Source organism: Sediminitomix flava (genome assembly GCF_003149185.1).
In the GTDB taxonomy this organism is placed as follows: Bacteria; Bacteroidota; Bacteroidia; order Cytophagales; family Flammeovirgaceae; genus Sediminitomix; species Sediminitomix flava.
In genome coordinates, this window is sequence record NZ_QGDO01000006.1 from 196,858 (window position 1) to 216,799 (window position 19,942).

Here is a 19,942-nt window from a genome sequence, read left to right on the forward strand (position 1 = left end):
TTCTTCAATTTGGTTTGAAGAATAAAAAACAAAAAATTAGCAAGAGCCTCTCCAAGAAGAGGTGATGAACTTATAAAAATTATGGAAGGAATTGTGATGGCTGCCCAACTTATTTTGGGGCTTTCAATATTAGTCGGATTACACGAACTCGGTCACATGTTGGCAGCAAAGATGTTTGGCATGCGAGTGGAGAAGTTTTCCATCGGTTTTCCTCCAAAGGTATTCAGTTTTACTTGGGGTGAAACAGAATATTCATTAGGAGCAACGCCGCTCGGAGGCTTTGTGAAAATCTCAGGAATGGTAGATGAGTCTTTGGACGATGAACAACTAGCATCTGAGCCAAAACCTTATGAATTCCGCTCAAAGCCCGCATGGCAACGTCTGATCGTAATGCTTGGCGGTATCATAATGAATGTACTGACAGGTATGGTTATTTTTGGTTTCCTTACTTACTCACAAGGAGAAACACTTCTCACAATGGAAGAAGTAAACAAAGATGGTGTTTACGTAGGTGAGTTAGGAGAGAAAATTGGTCTTCAGACAGGAGATAAAATTCTGAAAGTAAATGATAAAGACGTTGTTTACTTTTCGGATGCCACAGATATGAATGCAATTCTTTCTGAGAAATGTACTTATACAGTTGAAAGAGACGGAAAAGAAATGACTTTGGAAGTTCCTTCAACATTCTTGGATGAATTGAGTGACAGAGAGAATCAAGATAAAATTTTCATTCAACCTTTGGTACAATTCCATATCAAAGAAGTAATGCCAAATTCAAGTGCGTCAGCAGCAGGGCTTGAGGCAGGTGATAAAATTTTGGGTGTAAACTCAATCTCAACGGTTTATTTCCATGACTTGAAATCAGCACTTTCAAAGTTTGCAGATAAGGATGTTACTTTAAAAGTTGAAAGAGAAGGAGAAGTACTTGATTTGCCTGCACACGTTCAACCAGCAGGAACACTAGGTTTTATGCCACAGCTAGAAATCAACTATGAAAGAAGAGATTATAGCTTAGGAACTGCAATGGTGATTGGTACAGAGAGAGCTTTCGGGATCATTACTTCTCAAGTGAAGGCTTTCAGCAGAATGCTTAAAGGAGATGTGTCTCCTCAGAAAAGTCTTTCAGGGCCTGTTGGTATTGCTCAAATGTATGGTGGCATTTGGGATTGGATGCGTTTCTGGACATTGACAGGTATGCTTTCAATGGTCTTGGCATTTATGAACCTACTTCCAATTCCAGCACTTGATGGTGGTCATGTTGTATTCTTATTATACGAAATGATTTCTGGAAGAAAGCCAACAGATCAATTCTTAGGAGTAGCACAAAGAATTGGAATGGTTATTTTATTAACCTTGATGGTATTTGTCTTCGGAAATGACATCTATAATCTGATTGTGAGTTTTATAGGTAAATAGATTATTTTCCGAAACAGAAAACAAAAAGAGCTTGTTCTATCTTTTAAAAGAAAGGGAGAATAAGCTCTTTTTTGTGCTTTAAATGAAAGCGTGTATTCTATAATTTTTGAAAAGACAAGCATTTATGAAGTATAATCCGAGCTATTTTCGAACGGGTTATAGAAAAAATGTTAATAAAATATTTAACAATGAGGACTAGACTTTTATAAGGTCAAAACCTCTATTATATTTGCACAAAATTATAAGACAAATTAAACTTTTAATTAAGTCAAATGGATTTATCAGTAGTAGTACCTGCAGCAATTGGTGCGTTTACTATCGTGATTTTGCTTTTGGTATTTATGTTGCTTTTCGCTCAGTCTAAATTAGTTCAGAGTGGTGACGTATCTATCGTAGTAAACGGTGACGAAAGTAACCCAGTTGTAGTAGCAGCAGGATCAACACTGCTCACTACACTTTCGGCTCAAAAAATCTTCTTACCATCAGCTTGTGGTGGTGGAGGTACTTGTGCCATGTGTAAGTGTAAAGTGCCAGAAGGTGGAGGTGATGTACTTCCAACAGAGGTAGGACACTTGAGCAGAAAAGAGCAAGCAGAGAAAGTACGTCTTGCATGTCAGGTGAAAGTAAAGAATGACATGCAAATTGAGATACCTGAAGAAATCTTTGGAATTAAGAAATGGGAATGCGAGGTAGTTTCTAACTACAACGTAGCCTCTTTCATTAAGGAGTTTGTTGTAAAGCTTCCTGAAGGAGAGATTCTTGACTTCCAAGCTGGTGGGTATATTCAAATTGACGTTCCTGAGATTACAGTTGACTTCAAAGACATGGACATCACGGCTCACCCACGTATGGGTAAAAAGCCAGATGAGTTCCAAGATGAGTGGGACAAATTCGGTCTTTGGGATCTTAAGATGAAGAACGACGAAGAAATCTTCCGTGCTTACTCTATGGCTAACCACCCTGCTGAGGGTAATATCGTGATGTTGAACATCCGTATTGCAACTCCACCATGGGATAAAGCTAAGAACGGTTGGATGGATGTAAATCCAGGTATTTGTTCTTCTTACATCTTCTCAAGAAAACCAGGAGACAAAGTAACTATTTCAGGTCCTTACGGTGAGTTCTTCATCAAAGATACTGACAAAGAAATGATCTACGTTGGTGGTGGTGCAGGTATGGCGCCAATGCGTTCGCACTTATTCCACTTATTCCACACGTTGAAATCAGGTAGAAAAGTATCTTTCTGGTACGGTGGTCGTTCTAAGAGAGAATTGTTCTACACTGAAGATTTCAGAAAAATTGAAGAGGAATTCCCTAACTTCAAGTTCTACCAAGTATTGTCTGATCCTATGGAAGAAGACAACTGGAAGGCAAAAGACGGTTTGGAAGGAGAAGGCGATGGTTTCTTAGGTTTCGTTCACCAAGCGTTGATCGATAACTACCTAGGTAAGCACGAAGATCCAGAAGATATCGAATTCTACTTCTGTGGTCCTCCAATGATGAACGCTGCTGTTATCAAAATGTGTGATGACTTTGGTGTTCCTCCTGAGAACGTATTGTTTGACGACTTCGGTGGTTGATAAATACCATTCTGATATACAGAAATCCCCTTTGCAGCAATGCGAAGGGGATTTTTTTGTATTAAATTGTAGCTATGGAAGCCAAAGTTGCAGATATCTTATTCGAGCGAATTCAGAAAGAAGCCATGATCGCTTTTGTACAGAAGAATGATCAGAATTTTTCTGAAGCCATAGATTTAGTCTTAGGGAATCAGTATCCTCTTTCATGGAGAGCATCTTGGATTTTAGGACATGCCATGAAAAAGAATGATGGGCGTATCAGACCTTATGTGGATAAGCTAATTGACTTGATAGAACCTGCAGAACATGATGGGCAACAGAGGGAGCTTATGAAGCTTTTATTCAAGATGAAGTTAGATGAAGAACAAGAAGGAAAGCTCTTTGATATCTGTATGAATCTTTGGGAAAAAATAGGGAAAACGCCTTCGGTAAGATCTACAGCTTTCAAGTTCATTTTAGATATTATCAAAAAATATCCAGAACTGAAGGAGGAAATAGCTTTTGTGATGGAACCACAATATATAGAACCGCTTTCTCCAGGAATTCAACGATCAATTAAAAAGCAATTGGCAGCTATTAATATGAAGGTTGTTGAATAGTTTAAACGGTTGCTTGTGTAACTATTTATTTGTTGCGTTCGTATTTAAGAATTCAACATCAATTGAATATATGGATACGAATAATATCTATGAAGGCTCAAATACAAAAGCCTTCTTTAATTTAGCTTGGATTTCATTTGGAATTTCTTTCGTGGGAACAATGATTGGGATATACATTTTAGAAGTATCTCTACCAGCTAAAGGCTTCTTTTTAATGTCTTATTTGTTTAGTGTTTCCTCATGCTTTACGGTAGCAAAAGTAGTGAGAGATAAACAAGAGGCAGAACGTATCATTCGAAAGGTGGAAAAAGCGAAGACTGAAAAAATGATAAATGATTATGTCTCTTCAGAGGCTAATTAATCTGAAATTAAAAAGAGTTATTCACATAGGCTGTGGATAACTCTTTTTTTGTGGATAAGTCATACTAAAATTAGCAAATAGAAGAATAACCTCCGTTTATTTCTTTGACTCCCAATCGTTGATCGAAGTTAATATCAACACGCCCGAGGTTGATACCTGCCCAACCTGTTTGTACAATCATCACTTCTTTACCATTCTTATTTTTGACTTTATCTGGAGTGGTAAGGAATGTATGTGTGTGACCTCCGATAATGAGATCAATATGTTCACTGTTTGCCGCAATTTTTGTATCGCTCACAATCTCAGGATTACGGTAATTGTAACCTACATGTGATAGACAAATCACCAAATGACAGCCTTCTTCCTCTTTTAGCTTTTTAGCATATTCTTGAGAAACGTCTAGGGCATCATTGTACTTTGTCTCTTTGTACATTTTCTTGTCAACGAGACCATCCAAAGAAATTCCGACAGCAAATACACCTACTTTGATTCCTTTCTTATTAAAAATCTTATAAGGCTTGAATTGTCCCTCAAGAGTCGTATTTGAGAAGTCATAATTTGCGTTCAGAATTTCAAAATTGGCATTTGGAAGTTGCTTTTTCAATCCTTCCAAACCATTGTCAAATTCGTGATTTCCAATAGTTCCTGCATCGTATCCCATCTGACTCATTAGCTTGTACTCCAATTCTCCACCAAACATGTTGAAGTATGGCGTGCCTTGAAATACATCTCCAGCATCAAGAAGTAGAATATTATCTTCTTGTTCACGGATTTGCTTGATCAAGCTAGCTCTGCGAGCAAATCCACCAAGTCCTGCATATTTCGGGTGATCGGCTGGGAATGGGTCAATGTGACTATGTACGTCGTTGGTGTGAAGGATACATAGTTTCTTTGAGCCGTCTGCAGCTAACAGACTTGGAAGAGGAGTTAGGCTAGCGAGAGCTGTAGCTCCAAGTATATTTTTAATAAATTGTCTTCTTTCCATGATAATAGTAAGGTTAATTGAGTTCTTTGTAACGACCATCTAATTCGACATCGATGCTCTCTTTTGTGAGGCAATACTGTTTTACAGCTTCACGAAGTAAGATATCTGTAGCTTCAACATGCTCGACATCTTTAAAGAAAGCCATTCCTCCGCCTCCTCTTTGTAGGTAATCAATTGTTGCAACTCTGTAGACCTTATTATGATCGAAAGGCTTGCCGTCTATCTCAACTTCATAACTATCTGAAGAAACTACCATTGTCATGTTAGCAAATGGTTCGCCATGTCTTCTGACAATAAAGTCAAACATATTTTCTAGTTGTTTGCCTTTCATCTCAACAATTACAAGACGATTATCAAACGGAAGTAAGGTGATTAGCTCTCCTCTAGTGAAATCACCTTGGGCAACAGCATCACTTCGCATACCTCCCAAGTTGAGTAGGGCAAAATCTATGGTAGAGTCAACCTCTGTCTTTACATAATTGAAAAAGGCATCGGTTACAAAATTTCCGAGTGTACTTTCTCCTTTACTACTTTCTAAATTTCTAGCAATATGAGTGATGGATCTACTCATCTCTTCCTCCAAAGATTCTCTGAATGGTGCAATAAAGCTCTCCATAGAAGCATCTGCAGTAATTGAATTATCTTGAGGAATTAGGTTTCCTTCAATCTTTTGAGATGAACTAGTCTGTTGTACTACCTTATTTGGGGCACTACAAGCACTCCAGAGCACAAGACCTAATACAAATGTTAGTAGTTTGTTCATTTTTAAGAAATGTAATATTGTGTTTCTGCAATGATAGATATAAATCTTTGAAGATAGAACATTAATTAGAATTGTTAATAGACTTACAATAAAATGTTCATTTACAGAACAAAAAAGAGTATCGGTATAGACCAATACTCTTTCAATTATTATCTAATCATTTATATTTTAATCAAAATCGAGTCATCAACTTATTTATCAGATTAATAGAGGTCATAATCTGAACTAGAGTCACTTCCTTTTCCTCCTTTTGACTTTCTTTTTCCACTAAAGGCATTTTTCAGTTCGCCGAAAGTATAAGAGAAAGAGATGTAAGCAATCTGAGATTCTCTCTTGAAGTCTCGGTATTGCGCATAGGTTTCATCATAGTTGTACACATTTCCTTGCCATATATCCAGTGGGTCAGAGACTGAGAGTGTCAATGTTCCTCGGTTTTGTAATACTTTTTGCTGTAAGCCCAAGTTCATAATTGTCATACTACCAAATTCTCCTGTCGGAACTTGTTTTGGAGCGTTGTAGCTTACAGAAGCTTGTAAACTAGCTCCTTTCCAGAGGTTAAAACGGTTATTGACTTTTAAACTCCAAGAGGTACCGCTGTTGCTTAGGTCTGTGCCACTTTCATCTTCATGCCCCTCATAAACTTGATAAAAATAATTGAAGCTACCATCTATGTTCCACCAAGAAGTCAGTTGGCTATTCGCTATAAGTTCAAATCCTGTATTGGTTCCTTGTGCTAGGTTTGCGTAAGTACTCATGATGGTATCGGCAGCTACAGCATAGCTTACACGAGTGATAGCATTGTCGGTGTATTTGTGATAAACAGCACCAGTAAGTGTCAGTTTATTCCAAGATTTAGTATATCCGATCTCATAAGAATCAGCGAATTCTGGTTCTAGATATGGATTACCTTGTCTGAGGTTTTCTGGGTTTGACTGATCGATATAAGGATTCAGCATTCGATGATTTGGACGATTGACTCTTTTGCTATAAGAAAACATCAATTCAGATTCGTTATCGAATGTTTTACTAATGGCAAAACTCGGATAGATTTTGAAGTAAGGATAATCAAATGCTTCACCAGTAGTTTTCAATTCAGAATTGATATATGCCTGTTCAATTCTTAAACCAGCATCTACGCGAAGACTAGGTAAGACCTCTCCACTTACCAATCCGTAAGCTGCGTAGATCTGCTGGTCATACAAAAAATTGTTATCTAGTCTAGTATCTCGAATCAAAGAACCATCAGAAGCTCTGTTATAGGCTATAAAATCTTCTTCGGAGCTATTTAGGGTAATCATAGTACCTGCTTCTAGTTTAAATCGATCACCTAAAGGTTGTGTATAATCAATTTGGAAGTTCGCCATTTTCATATCACCCCTAATGTCATTGAAAGTTTGTGTACTACCAAAGTCTTGCGTACCGCCATTGTTCCCTTCAGAGTAAGATGCCGATATTTCTAGGTTTTGAGCTGGGTTTACGAATTTCTTTTGATAAGACAGGCTGACTTCTGCCATCTGATTTTCATTATTCATAAAGTTATCAGAGGTAGTTGTCGAGCCATTCTGATCGATGTTTGTTTGTAAAGTTTTTCGATCCATATTGAAGGAATTGAATTTACCTCCAAGCGTGATCGAATTATATTTATTAAACTGATATCCAATTCCTGTAGTGAACATATGAGCGTTACGTGTATGATTACCTGTCGAGTTTTGGTCAGAAGTAGAAATAATATTTCCATTTTCATCAAAACTTTCTCGGTAAGCATTTGACTCCATCCAACGTTGGTCTGAACGGAAAGAATAATTCGCATTTACATTGAATTTTCCTTGATAATGGCTTAGCCCAAGAGTTGTGTTGTACTTATCTCCCGTACCCGCAGAAACTTTTACCATTCCTTGTGTCCCTTTGAGCTTTTCTTTTTTGAGTTTGATATTCAAGATACCCGACATTCCTTCAGGACTATATTTGGCAGAAGGATTTGTAATGACTTCAATACTCTCAATACTTTCAGATGGAATCTGTTCCAAATAGTCGGAACTACCCAATACAGAGGGTTTGCCATCTATGAATATTTTCACATTAGAATTTCCTCTTAATGATATATTTCCATCAAGATCAACATCAATAGAAGGTACATTAGAAAGAAGTTGTAGGGCATCGCTACCTGTAGAACCCAGATCGGCAGCAACGTTGAAAGAACGTTTTTCTAAGCCCGCAGAAACTATTTCTTGTTCGCCTACTACCACAACTTCATTCAACTCTTGAGCTGAAGATGAGAGTATGATTTTTCCAATATATTTTTTATAGTTATCGGGCTTAAAACCTATCATGTTGGGGTAGGTGTAATTGTCATATCCTACTAAACTTACTTTCACTTGGTATCTGCCAAAAGGAATTTCATTAATACTAAATTTCCCTTCGTCATCGGCTAGAGCGCCAGTCACCAATTTTGTGGTATCTCGCATACTGAAGAGAGAAATTGTGGCAAAGGCAAGTCCTTCCGATGTTTGTTCATCGATAATTTGTCCACCCAAAACACCAATTTTTGGCCTTTCTCTTCCTTCCATGCCTTGAGGACGACCTTGTGCCCAAGTAAATGTTGGAAGCAGTGATAAAATGAAAAGTAGAAGTTTGTTTGACATTGTTGACACCGATTTTTATTTCTGATAAAACAAAGGTGTTTAGTCTCTCTTAGTACAAAAAATAAAATCAACGAACGTAATATTTCATTCAATGAATAGAGGATTAGGCTGTAGGAGGGAAATGTCAATATTGGATGTTTACATTTGTTTTTTAGTGAATAATAGAATTTGGGTATTGGATAAAAATAAGTGGAAGTGGTGTTATAAGAGTAATGTGTCTCTTAATTCTAGCCCTATGAAAACTATCTACTATCTACTGACCATACTATTGATTACCTCTTGCACCACAGCTCAGATCAGTTCAGACTACCAAGCTTACACTGATTTTCAGCAGTACAATTCATTCAATTTCAAATCGGACTTTTCACCTCAAGAAATGAATGAATTTGATCAAGCACGTTTCAAAAGAGCAATTTCTCATTCTTTGGCAGACAAAGGTTACTTTGAATCTGAAGCCCCAAAAATGATGATTGATATGAATGTTTCTACAGAAACGAAACAAAGAGTGGTGACTTATAACAATCCGTCTTATTATGCTTACGGACCTAATTTCGTTTATGGAAACTGTGGTCCTTATGGCGGAATAAGTAGTTACTATTTTGCTGGACCTAATTTTTACAGATACCCTTATGCTTATCGTGGTGGCTTTGCAGGCTATGGATTGACGCCTCAGCAAGAAGTTGTAGAATATGAAGAATGGACACTCGTTGTTGACTTCTATGATGCTGATAATGCGACCTTGATTTGGCAAGGAAAAATGGTGATTGAAGACCTTGATTTGGACACTTCTCCTAAGCGAAAAGAACAATTGATTAACCGTTATATGGAAAAGCTTTTGAAACAGTATCCACCTGAATCATAGGTTGTTTAGAAGTATTGAGTATCATCTTTTTACTCCCAATTATTCTTTTCATAGATTTGAATATTTTTTGATTCAAACATATATGGAAATGAATAAACACATTGCGGTTTTTGATATAGACGGTACACTCAGACAAGTAGTAGACCCTTGGATGCTTTTGCACAATCATCTGAATACAGCTGAGAAAGGAGCTGAAATTTATAAGGCTTGGGCTGCAAATGAAATCAGCTATGACAGAATGTGTGAACTAGATGTGGCTTTGTGGAAAGGCATTTCTAAAGAGAAAATGTTGGAAGCTTTAGCCACCAATCCTATACGAAAAGGAGCTAAAGAACTAGTGAGCTGGTTTAAAGAAAGAGGCATTACTTGTATCGGGATAAGTACAGGCTTATCATTTCTCAATGAAATAACAGCAAAAGAGTTGGGTTTAGATGAAGTCTATTCCAATGAAGTATTGTTTGAAAATGGCATTTGTACAGGGCAAATGAATATCCATGTAAGAGAGGAAAGCAAGGATGAAACTTTGGTAAATGCGCTAAAGAAACACCAAATTGACGGAGATGTTTTTGCCTTTGGAGATGGCCCTGCAGATGTGAAACTATTCTTGAATGCAGACTTTTCTGTGGCTGTTTTTCCTAGAAATGAAAAAATAGCTGAATGTGCTGATATCGTTGTTGCAGAAGAACCTCTTCATACGGTTTTAGAGCAATTGGAAGAGACTTTCGTCTAATTTTAAATTTTCATGAAACTTGTTCTTTACAAGTTTCGTAATTACCTTTAATTAGACATTTGTCTAAATATCTAAAGAAGTGATTGATGAATGCATTATTTAAAGCCTTAAACGATCAGACAAGAAGGCGAATTTTAGAACTATTGAAAGATAAGGATCTGACAGCAGGAGAAATTGCAGATGAGTTTGAGATGAGTAAACCAAGTATTTCACATCATCTAGACTTACTCAAGAGAGCTGATTTGATCTATTCGACACGTAAAGGACAGCACATATTGTATTCTTTAAATATGACTGTATTCGATGATATAATCAATTGGTTATTACATTTTAAAAATCCAAAAACATGAAAAACTCAAAACTAAACGAAGGGCTTATTCTTCTTTTTACCATAGTGCCACTGATCTACCTTTTTATAGTCTTTGATCAATTATCTGAGCAAGTACCTATTCATTTCAATATAAAAGGAGAAGCAGATAATTTTGCTGATAAAAGCTCAATGTGGTGGATTGTCGCACTGATGATGTTTGGGACTTATCTCTTGATGAAGGTAATACCTTTCATTGACCCAAAGAATAAGAATAATATTGGGGCTTCTTATCCCAAATTCAGGTTAATGATGGCAATGTTTATGAGTGCTTTGGCTTGTTTCATTATTCGAGTAGGGCATGTAGGTACAATAGGTATGGGAATGGACAATGTATTGGCTATTCTTTTATCAGTAATGATGATTGGTCTTGGGAATTATCTCACGACTATAAAACCCAATTATTTTGTAGGCTTGCGTACACCTTGGACTTTGGAAAATGAAACAGTGTGGAGAAAATCTCACCGAATGAGTGGGAAATTAGGTTTTGCTTTGGGCTTTGTTGCGCTCTTTTTGACTTTGTTATTATCGTCAAAAATTAAAGTATTGGTGGTTGTCGGCATTATGTTGATTTGGGCATTTTATTCTATTTATTATTCTTATAAAGTGTATCAGCAAGAAAAATAAGTCGAAGTAGTTACTTCATTATTCTAAAAATGTTAGATTTTGCCCCATAACGAAGAACAGTAAAAAAATGAAAAAGAGAATAGGGTATATCTTTTTGTTGTGGGGACTTACTTTTTTAGCTCAAGCGCAGTTTCAGATTACACCAGGAACATCACAAAATACACAAACAGAAGAGGAGGATGAAGAGAAAGTAGACCTTGATATCTTTGCACCAGATGACCATCGTAAATATCAATTTGTAAAGAAAAATGGAAAAGAATTCTCTTTAAGTACGCCTTATCATACCATAAGAACGCACCTTTCTTTTTTGAGTAGTGAAAACTATGAGCCTGAGATTTCGGCAATGACCATTTTTATGGGACAGTATACCGATCAGGAACGTGTAGATTTGGCCTTGAAAATCGAAGCCATCTATGATCGTTTGGGAATTGTGATTGACCTTAATGATGTATCAATAAATAAAGATTATCAGTATTCACCAAATAAGAAATCACCTCCTCAGAATCGCTATATCGTATCTGAAAAATACCCTCAGATTTTCTTAGAAAAGTATGGGGTAGATTGGCTGTATTCGGAGGCAACCTGCAAGTATATTCCTAAGCTATACGAGAAGCTTTATCCGTTTAAAACACATAAACTCCTTGAGTTAAGTCGTAAAATAGATAGTGATGCAGCTAAGAAAACCTATTTCGGGATTCATATTTGGCAATACTTCGGGATAGCACTTTTTATATTGTTGGTGACGGTCATGTACCGAAGTTTGAGGTATCTTTTTAGAAGAGCAATCGTCAGTATACTTAACTATTTTCATTTCAATGAAAACATCATAGAGCCCAATAAGCGAATTTCTTCGCCTTTGGCTTATCTCTGTGTAGTGTTTATTGGTTGGCTTGTGTACCCAGTACTCCAAATGCCAGCTTGGCTTACAAATTATCTTTTATATCCTGTAAATATTTTCACCTTCACCCTGCTGATCATGGCTATGCTTAGGGTGGTGCGATTATTTTCATATTATGTAAACAGGTCACTTCAGAAGCATCCGACTCCTATGGATCAGATTCCAAACAGGATGCCATTGGCCAAGATCATAGAGAAATTACTTCAGTTTCTAGTAATCGCTATCGGTATCACTTGGATGCTAAATGCCATAGGAATAGATACGACAGGTTTTGTAGCAGCCTTGTCTATTTCTTCTGTGGCAGTTGCTTTTGCCTCTCAAGATGCGCTTAAAAACTTAATCGGTTCTGTGATGATTTTTATTGATCGTCCGTTCCAACTCAATGATTGGATTGTTGGACCAGACGTAGAAGGAGTTGTAGAAGATATTGGTTTCAGAACAACACGAATCAGAACATTTAACCATTCTCTTGTAAGTGTTCCCAATGGTAAGCTTTCAGATTATACAATTGATAATCTAGGAGAACGAAAGTACCGACGCTTTAAAACCTATATTCAGATCACTTATGATACTCCACCAGATCTGATTGATGCTTTTGTAGTTGGTTTGAGAGATATTATCGAGTCGCATCCGAGTACAAGAAAAGATTATTATCATATCTATTTGAATGGATTTGGAGCGCATTCTTTAGACATATTATTCAATATCTATTTCATAGTTCCCGATTGGGATATGGAACTGAAGGCAAGACATGACATTATGCTGAAGGTAATTCAGTTAGCAGGAGATTTGGGCGTAAGGTTTGCATTCCCTACACAAACAATGCACATCGAAGCCTTCCCAGAAAAGCAAGGATTAACTCCAGATTATCCATATACACGAGCAGAGTTTATGGAGCAAATGCGTAAATCTAGAAATATAGAGTAGGAGCAGAAATAGCGTTTATTTATTGGACAGTGATGTATTTAGCAGGATGAAAGATAGCTTCATCACCTAAGATATGTAATTCTCCTGTTCGGTAGTAAGCTTCAAGATGTCTTACGTTTATACCTTTCGGAAGCTTGAATTCGCGAGTAGAACTTTGTAAAATATAATGTTCTACATAGGTATAGCCATTAAATACATCTTGTCGGATTCGCTCTTTCGCACATACATATAGTATTTTCCCTTTTACCCAAATGGAAATATGATTTTTGTGAGTGAGCATCGGGATGATGATATGCATATCATAAACTTTTTGAAAATGCTTTTTTTCTGAAGGTGTGAGTCGACCTGATTCTCGGATGATTTCATCGCCAATAAGGTCAATCTCCATAATGGTATTCTTCGCAAATTCTATAAAATGTGCTTTTAGTCGTTCAAAACTAATATTTGAAATATGGTTTAACCGAGCGCGAAGTGACATTACAGCCTTTTTTGAGTTGTAAATGATCTATTGAATTCTAAGAATATAACATAGTAATTCTGCTTTTTGTACCAACTGTAAAGGGATGATATTGAAAGGGGAACATTATTCTCTAGTACTGAAAAAACGAAAAACTGTTCACTTTACAGATTGAATGTTCATATGTGAACAGTAACTGATAGAGTAAATATTACGTTTTTAGTGTTAATGGTCAGTTTATCAGTAGTTTATGACTAATGGTATAAGAATTGAATTTATAAAAATGTTTTTGACCCTATGAAAAAAGGAATCTTGAACAAATAATTGAATTGGAACAGAAAGCCCGATCGATATTCGATCGGGCTTTTTTTATGGCTACCAAAGAACTTTTTTCTCTAAATGAATATCTAAATAAGGTGAACGAGAAATACCACCAGGATTTAAACCTGCTTCTCCTTCAGGGATTGGTGCTCCAAGTTTTTCGAAGTAATCCACCCAAATTGGAAACATCTCGTTGGTATCTGGGTCTTTGTAAGTCATCGGGAACAGTTTGAAAATCTCTTTTCCACCATTAGCATCTTTGAAAGTTTCATAAACTAATTCCGAACAATAATAACTATCGTTTGTGATATCGAAGATATCATCATATTCTTTGCCGAGTAAACTTTCGGCTTTTACAATACTTTGAGGAATAAGGTTTTGATAATCTTTTTTCAACCTTCCTACCGTAATAAAATCATCTTTGACCTTTTTATTAAAGAATTCCTCAATTGGAGTCGCCATTACACCTTTGCCCACAGCTTCTAAAACAATACAATTTCCTGCACTATCATAAGAAACAATGCCACAGTGTGAATAATCATTGCCTTCATAACCTTCAGTTACTTTTGTAATTGCTTCACAGAAAGGTCCGCAGTCCAGATCTTGGAAAAGGATATCACCAGTCTGAAGTTTGAAGTTTTCTTTTGCGGTTTGTGTTTCTTGTTTGGTCTGACAAGAAAAGAATCCCAAAAGGAGTGTTAGAAGGAGAATATTATTTTTCATTGAATTTAGTTTAGTCAAAAGTATCTAGTGTGTTTCTATCTCTTATGTTTTTTCTTGAACCTTATTTTTTAAGTCTAATCTAGAAATAACATCTTCTTCTTAGCATTAAATCTATTTCAACTTTAAAAGATCAAATGTAATAGAATCCTTTTATCAGCCCAAAAACATAGAAATAATACAAAAAAATCAGAAAAGTGATTGAGTTTTAAGCTTTTCTTTAAATGCTAATAATAAAATTCTAACTTTGCGGCTCAAATTGACACCAACATGTTAGAACAACTTAAGCAACTAGATACCGAGCTTCTGATTTTCTTGAATGGTTTTCATAACGAAACCTCAGATCAAATCATGTTTTTTGTCTCTGAGTCTAAGACTTGGATTCCGCTTTATGCCCTTATCATTATAGGACTTTGGTGGAAGTACGGCTGGAAAACAATGCTTGCTTGTGTTTTGATCATGGGGGCTGGAGTAGGTTTGGCAGATTATATCGCTTCAGGTATTTTCAAACCATATTTTGCCCGATTCAGACCTTCTCAAGATCCTGAGCTAAAAGAGTTCGTTCATATTGTCAATAATTACAGAGGAGGAAAGTACGGCTTTGCCTCATCTCATGCTTCTACCACTTTTGCACTAGCTACTAGCATTTGGCTATTACTCCGAAAAAATCACGTATGGATTTTCTTATTTTTCTTTTGGGCAGCTTTTGTGGCTTACAGTCGTATTGCCTTGGGAGTACATTACCCTGGTGATATTATTGTAGGGGCACTTATTGGAGTATTTAGTGCTCAAGTAGCTTACCGATTGGGGTATTTCATTGATTCAAAGTACGCTAACGGAACTTTAAAAGAATTGAAATAGTAATTTTTTTAAAAAACGTTAAGTCATTTTATATTTTTCTTTGTGGCATTTACGCCATTCTTCCTAATTTTGCACATGGCTGACAAAATTCTTATCTACGATTTCGGGTCTCAGTACACACAACTGATTGCCCGCCGCGTAAGGGAACTGAATGTTTATTGTGAGATATTCCCTTACAACCACACTCCAAGAATCGATCACACTGAGTATAAAGGGGTGATTCTTTCTGGCTCTCCACACTCAACGCTAGAAGAAGAGGCTCCAAACTTTGACGTATCAGACATCCGTGGTAAAATGCCACTTTTGGGTGTTTGTTATGGTGCTCAACTTTTGGCAAAACAAAATGGTGGTAAAATTGAGCCATCAAAGATCAGAGAGTACGGACGTGCGAACTTGAGCTATATCAACCACAATTCTCCTTTGATGAAGGGTATTCCGGAAGATTCTCAAGTATGGATGTCTCATGGTGACACGATCTTGGAATTACCTGAAAACTTCAAAGTAATTGCTTCTACAAGCGATGTAAATGTGGCTGCTTACCGTATTGAGGGAGAAGAGACTTTCGGTCTTCAATTCCACCCAGAGGTAACACACTCTACTGATGGAAAAATGATGCTTCAAGATTTCATTGTAGGTGTTTGTGGCTGTAAGCAAGACTGGACTCCAGAATCATTTGTTGATTCTACAGTAAGAGAGTTGAAAGAGAAAGTAGGTGACGATAAAGTGATCCTTGGTCTTTCTGGTGGTGTTGACTCATCTGTAGCAGCAGTACTATTACACAAAGCAATCGGTGAAAACCTTCACTGTATCTTCGTAGATAACGGCTTGCTTCGTAAAGACGAATTCAGTTCTGTATTGGAGTCTTACAAAGGCATGGGCTTGAACGTGAAAGGTGTAAATGCAGCTGAAGAATTCTACAAAGAATTGGAAGGTGTATCAGAGCCAGAAGCGAAGCGTAAAGCGATTGGTAAAGTATTCGTAGACGTATTCGAGAGAGAGTCTAAGCTAGTAGAGAATGCAAAATGGTTGGGTCAAGGTACTATTTACCCAGACGTTATTGAGTCTGTATCGGTAAAAGGTCCTTCAGCTACTATCAAGTCTCACCACAACGTAGGTGGTCTTCCTGACTACATGAAACTACAAGTGGTAGAGCCATTGAATACACTTTTCAAAGATGAAGTACGAGCTGTAGGTCATACTTTGGGTATTGACGATGCGATCTTGAAAAGACATCCATTCCCAGGACCGGGACTTGGTATCCGTATTTTGGGCGATGTAACTGCCGAAAAAGTAGCTATCCTTCAAGAAGTGGATCATATCTTCATCCAAGGATTGAAAGATCATGGTTTGTACAATGATGTATGGCAAGCAGGTGCAATCTTCCTTCCTGTACAATCTGTAGGGGTTATGGGAGACGAAAGAACTTATGAAAACGTAGTAGCTCTTCGTGCTGTAGGTAGTTTGGACGGTATGACTGCCGATTGGATTCACCTTCCTTACGAGTTCTTGGCAGAAATCTCTAACAACATCATCAACCGTGTGAAAGGGGTGAACAGAGTTGTTTATGATATCAGTTCTAAGCCACCAGCAACAATTGAGTGGGAATAAGACACTGATTTGATATAAATTGAAAAAGCCTACTTCCTTGCTTTAGAGCAAAGAGGTAGGCTTTTTTGTGCTTTACTTCTTCTAAAACTGCTTTCCTCTCAAGAAAGCCTCAATATCCATACGTTTTTTACCTTGCATCTGCCAGTTTTTCACACTGATATAGCCATCGGCAGTTTTGATATAGAAGAAGGTTTTGTTGTCGGTCACATAGCCTTTTTCATCACCTTCTAGCTTCTCATCCATTACTTTTTCTACGTTGAAAAGTTTGTAGGTAACACCTTCAATTTCTGTCCAAGCAGCAGGGTAAGGAGATAGCCCTCTAATAAAGTCATATACGTCTTTGGTAGTTTTCGAGAAATCAACCTCACACGTTTCTTTGAAGATTTTTGGAGCACTTTTCAGTTCTACGTCCATTGGCTGAGGGATAGGATTTACCTTGTCTTCCTCAATCAGTTTAACGGTTTCCAATACTGCTTCACCTCCAATATTCATCAAACGACCATAAACATCGCCTACAGTATCTGAATCAGCAATTGGTTCTTTCTTTTGCAAGATCATATCTCCTGTATCAATCTCATGGCGCAAGAAGAAAGTTGTTACTCCTGTTTCTGTTTCACCATTCATGATTGCCCAGTTGATAGGTGCTGCACCTCTGTACTGAGGAAGGAGTGATCCGTGAAGGTTGAAAGTACCGAGTTCTGGCATATCCCAAACAGCTACAGGAAGCATACGGAAAGCCACTACAATTTGAAGGTTCGCATTGTAGCTTTTTAGTTCTTCCAAAAATTCAGGATTCTTCAAATTGGTCGGTTGAAGAACAGTCAAGTTGTGCTTGAGTGCACATTCTTTTACAGGCGATTGCTGCAATTTACGTCCTCGTCCTGCTGGTTTGTCAGGAGCTGTGATTACAGCTACTACATTATAGTTATTAGCTACTAGTACTTCTAGAGAGGGAACCGCAAAATCGGGTGTTCCCATGAAAATAATACGTAGGTCTTTCTTCATATGCTTATCGAATGGCTGAAAATAGAAGTCTTATACCTTCCAACCATTTATTTATGGCTCAAGTTCTTATAGAAATTCTCAATATGTAATTCACTTCTTCGGATACATTTCAGTACCCAGCGCATAGCCAGTACTTGACGTTCATCTTCTGACATTTGCCATGCAATGTTTTCGTCTTTTCTGAGTTTCGTAGCTATGGTATTTAGGCAAAGGGCGGTACTTACAGAAAGGTTAAAACTTTCGGTAAAGCCATACATTGGGATTTTGATTTGGTAGTCGGCTTGTTCCATCGCTTGATCAGTCAAACCTGTACTTTCTGTACCCATCATGAAAGCTACTTTTTCATTGACAGGAAGCTCGTCTAAAGTCATTTCGGCATGAGGGCTTGTTGCAACAAGTTTAAACCCTTCTCCTTTTAACTTATCCAATGCTGATTGAGTAGAAGTATATCTGTGGATATCGACCCATTTAGCAGCCCCTTTTAGTACTTTTCGGTTCAAGTTATATCTGTGATTAACCTCAACCACATGCACATCTTGTATTCCGAAACAATCTGCAGACCTGATAACAGCACTTGCATTTTGCTCTTGATAAATATCCTCTAAAAGTACAGTGACATGTCTTGTACGTTCAGCCAATACTCTTGCAAAATGTTGACGTTTATTTTCGGTCATAAATGCCGCTAAGTAGGCATATAAGTCTTTATCACGGTAATCTATATCCAAGATTTTCTCCTCCCAATACATAAGTCCCTTTCTATTTGAAAACGCAATTTACGTTTTGAAAAAGTTAGAATAAATAAATTGCTCAGAAAAGCTATTTCTTCAGAAGAATAAAAAGGATGTAGAATGGTCAATTTGTTAATGTTTGGGAATCGCTAAAGGCTGAAGAGTAAAATTTTATGCTGATATAGTATATTTATAATGTTAGTGTATTTGGTACACCTAACAATGAGAGATGTTATAAATCAATCGATAAAATGGAATAGGAATCTCATTAGAATAGATTGATTTTTGACACATCTTTTTTAATTAAGCTTGTATTAATTGCAAGCAAAGTCACTTTTTGAACGAAAAACAGGGATATATCTTCAAAAAATAGCAACAATAATGAGTTTGGTGATATTGCTTCTGTTTCATTCGTTGAAAAATGCGTAAAATTAGAATTTTTAAACAGAACTCTTTCAAAATAATATTCCATGAAAAAGGTTGCAATCGGTATTGATATCGGAGGAACAAACACCGTGATTGGTGTAGTTGATCAAGAAGGTAGTGTATTGGCTAAAGGAAACATCCCTACAGGAAAGCATATGGATGTAAACCTTTACCTTGATGATATGCAAGCGGAGATCAATCGCGTGTTAGATTTCATCAATGAAGAAATTGAGGTGATGGGAATCGGTCTTGGTGCGCCAAACGGAAACTATTATTCAGGTGCTATTGAATTTGCTCCAAACCTTAATTGGAAAGGTAGAGTAGAATTGGTAAACCTTCTTAAAGAGAGATTTGAGTACCCTATCATTACATTGACAAACGATGCCAATGCGGCTGCAATCGGTGAAATGATTTATGGTGAAGCAAAAGAAATGAAAAACTTCATCATGATCACTTTAGGTACTGGACTAGGTAGCGGTATCGTAGTGAATGGCGAAATGGTTTATGGTCATGACGGATTTGCGGGTGAGCTAGGTCACGTACGTGTAGAGAAAAATGGTAGAGAGTGTGGATGTGGACGTAGAGGTTGTCTAGAGACTTACTGTTCGGCTACAGGTCTTGTAAATACTGTTTATGAATTGATCGGTACTTCAAAACTTCCTTCAGTACTAAGAGAGAAAGTACACCAAGGAGAAGTAACTTCTAAAATGGTATTTGATGCTGCTACTGATGGTGATGAGCTAGCAAAAGAGGCATTCAGATATACTGCTGAGAAGTTGGGTACTGCTTTGGCTGATTTCATGACATTCTCAAGCCCTGAAGCATTTATCCTATTCGGAGGATTGGCTAATGCTGGAGACTTGTTGTTGAAGCCAACTTACGAGTACATGGAAGAAAATATGTTGAGCTGTTTCAAAGGTAAAGTAAAACTTATCCAATCAGGTCTTCCAGGAGCAGATGCTGCTGTTTTAGGTTCTAGTTCTTTAGTATGGCAAGAATTGAATAAAGAAGTATTGGCTTAAGCTTAGCTATTTCTTTATTTCCTATAGATATAAATTA

Annotated in this window: 19 protein-coding genes; 12 read left to right on the top strand and 7 right to left on the bottom strand. The window is 37.1% G+C overall.

Annotation, left to right across the window (positions count from 1 at the left end):
- Window positions 1-81 precede the first annotated feature (81 nt).
- The 4 genes from rseP (at window position 82) to BC781_RS19865 (ending at window position 3,956) form a co-directional block, all read left to right on the top strand.
- Window positions 82-1,416, top strand: coding sequence for an RIP metalloprotease RseP (rseP, locus tag BC781_RS19850; RefSeq protein ID WP_109621155.1), 1,335 nt, complete (start codon window positions 82-84; stop codon window positions 1,414-1,416).
- Window positions 1,417-1,688: 272 nt separating this feature from the next.
- A complete protein-coding gene (gene nqrF / locus BC781_RS19855; RefSeq protein WP_109621156.1) occupies window positions 1,689-2,996 on the top strand; it encodes an NADH:ubiquinone reductase (Na(+)-transporting) subunit F in 1,308 nt (435 codons plus the stop codon).
- A gap of 74 nt (window positions 2,997-3,070) precedes the next feature.
- Window positions 3,071-3,595, top strand: coding sequence for a hypothetical protein (locus BC781_RS19860; RefSeq protein ID WP_109621158.1), 525 nt, complete (start codon window positions 3,071-3,073; stop codon window positions 3,593-3,595).
- 70 nt (window positions 3,596-3,665) lie between these two features.
- Window positions 3,666-3,956: a YiaA/YiaB family inner membrane protein gene (locus tag BC781_RS19865; RefSeq protein WP_109621160.1), complete on the top strand. Its 291-nt coding sequence runs from the start codon at window positions 3,666-3,668 to the stop codon at window positions 3,954-3,956.
- 70 nt (window positions 3,957-4,026) lie between these two features.
- On the opposite strand, the gene BC781_RS19870 is transcribed toward BC781_RS19865, so the two are convergent.
- From BC781_RS19870 to BC781_RS19880, 3 genes are all read right to left on the bottom strand, one after another.
- A complete protein-coding gene (locus tag BC781_RS19870; RefSeq protein ID WP_109621446.1) occupies window positions 4,027-4,941 on the bottom strand; it encodes a bifunctional metallophosphatase/5'-nucleotidase in 915 nt (304 codons plus the stop codon).
- Between the two features lie 13 nt (window positions 4,942-4,954).
- The gene (locus tag BC781_RS19875; RefSeq protein ID WP_109621162.1) at window positions 4,955-5,704 is read right to left on the bottom strand and encodes a 5'-nucleotidase C-terminal domain-containing protein; all 750 of its coding nucleotides are present in this window, start codon (window positions 5,702-5,704) and stop codon (window positions 4,955-4,957) included.
- 203 nt (window positions 5,705-5,907) lie between these two features.
- Window positions 5,908-8,346: a TonB-dependent receptor domain-containing protein gene (locus BC781_RS19880; RefSeq protein ID WP_109621164.1), complete on the bottom strand. Its 2,439-nt coding sequence runs from the start codon at window positions 8,344-8,346 to the stop codon at window positions 5,908-5,910.
- A gap of 235 nt (window positions 8,347-8,581) precedes the next feature.
- Between BC781_RS19880 and BC781_RS19885 the strand changes: the two genes are divergently transcribed.
- The 5 genes from BC781_RS19885 (at window position 8,582) to BC781_RS19905 (ending at window position 12,757) form a co-directional block, all read left to right on the top strand.
- Complete coding sequence (locus BC781_RS19885) at window positions 8,582-9,208, top strand: DUF4136 domain-containing protein (protein ID WP_158281536.1); 627 nt, start codon at window positions 8,582-8,584, stop codon at window positions 9,206-9,208.
- Window positions 9,209-9,296: 88 nt separating this feature from the next.
- Window positions 9,297-9,938, top strand: coding sequence for an HAD family hydrolase (locus tag BC781_RS19890; RefSeq protein WP_158281537.1), 642 nt, complete (start codon window positions 9,297-9,299; stop codon window positions 9,936-9,938).
- A gap of 86 nt (window positions 9,939-10,024) precedes the next feature.
- Window positions 10,025-10,288: an autorepressor SdpR family transcription factor gene (locus tag BC781_RS19895; protein WP_109621171.1), complete on the top strand. Its 264-nt coding sequence runs from the start codon at window positions 10,025-10,027 to the stop codon at window positions 10,286-10,288.
- Window positions 10,285-10,932 carry an SdpI family protein gene (locus BC781_RS19900; RefSeq protein ID WP_109621173.1) on the top strand — a complete coding sequence of 216 codons (648 nt, stop codon included), beginning with the start codon at window positions 10,285-10,287 and terminating at the stop codon, window positions 10,930-10,932. The genes BC781_RS19895 and BC781_RS19900 overlap by 4 nt, the downstream gene beginning before the upstream one ends.
- 67 nt (window positions 10,933-10,999) lie before the next feature.
- The gene (locus BC781_RS19905) at window positions 11,000-12,757 is read left to right on the top strand and encodes a mechanosensitive ion channel family protein (protein ID WP_109621175.1); all 1,758 of its coding nucleotides are present in this window, start codon (window positions 11,000-11,002) and stop codon (window positions 12,755-12,757) included.
- A gap of 19 nt (window positions 12,758-12,776) precedes the next feature.
- Here the strand turns inward: BC781_RS19905 and BC781_RS19910 are convergent, their stop codons facing one another.
- Both BC781_RS19910 and BC781_RS19915 read right to left on the bottom strand, forming a co-directional pair.
- Window positions 12,777-13,235 carry an Hsp20/alpha crystallin family protein gene (locus BC781_RS19910; RefSeq protein ID WP_146201746.1) on the bottom strand — a complete coding sequence of 153 codons (459 nt, stop codon included), beginning with the start codon at window positions 13,233-13,235 and terminating at the stop codon, window positions 12,777-12,779.
- 354 nt (window positions 13,236-13,589) lie between these two features.
- Window positions 13,590-14,258: a YiiX/YebB-like N1pC/P60 family cysteine hydrolase gene (locus BC781_RS19915; RefSeq protein WP_109621179.1), complete on the bottom strand. Its 669-nt coding sequence runs from the start codon at window positions 14,256-14,258 to the stop codon at window positions 13,590-13,592.
- Window positions 14,259-14,525: 267 nt separating this feature from the next.
- Between BC781_RS19915 and BC781_RS19920 the strand changes: the two genes are divergently transcribed.
- A complete protein-coding gene (locus BC781_RS19920) occupies window positions 14,526-15,116 on the top strand; it encodes a phosphatase PAP2 family protein (RefSeq protein ID WP_109621182.1) in 591 nt (196 codons plus the stop codon).
- Window positions 15,117-15,191: 75 nt separating this feature from the next.
- Window positions 15,192-16,724, top strand: coding sequence for a glutamine-hydrolyzing GMP synthase (gene guaA / locus BC781_RS19925; protein WP_109621447.1), 1,533 nt, complete (start codon window positions 15,192-15,194; stop codon window positions 16,722-16,724).
- An 81-nt stretch (window positions 16,725-16,805) separates the two neighbouring features.
- Here the strand turns inward: guaA and fmt are convergent, their stop codons facing one another.
- Complete coding sequence (fmt, locus tag BC781_RS19930) at window positions 16,806-17,729, bottom strand: methionyl-tRNA formyltransferase (protein ID WP_109621184.1); 924 nt, start codon at window positions 17,727-17,729, stop codon at window positions 16,806-16,808.
- Between the two features lie 47 nt (window positions 17,730-17,776).
- Window positions 17,777-18,475 carry a TrmH family RNA methyltransferase gene (locus BC781_RS19935; RefSeq protein WP_109621186.1) on the bottom strand — a complete coding sequence of 233 codons (699 nt, stop codon included), beginning with the start codon at window positions 18,473-18,475 and terminating at the stop codon, window positions 17,777-17,779.
- A 452-nt stretch (window positions 18,476-18,927) separates the two neighbouring features.
- Here BC781_RS19935 and BC781_RS19945 point away from each other — a divergent pair, with 452 nt between their 5' ends.
- Window positions 18,928-19,905, top strand: a complete 978-nt coding sequence (locus tag BC781_RS19945; protein ID WP_109621190.1) for an ROK family protein — start codon at window positions 18,928-18,930, stop codon at window positions 19,903-19,905.
- Window positions 19,906-19,942: the final 37 nt, after the last annotated feature.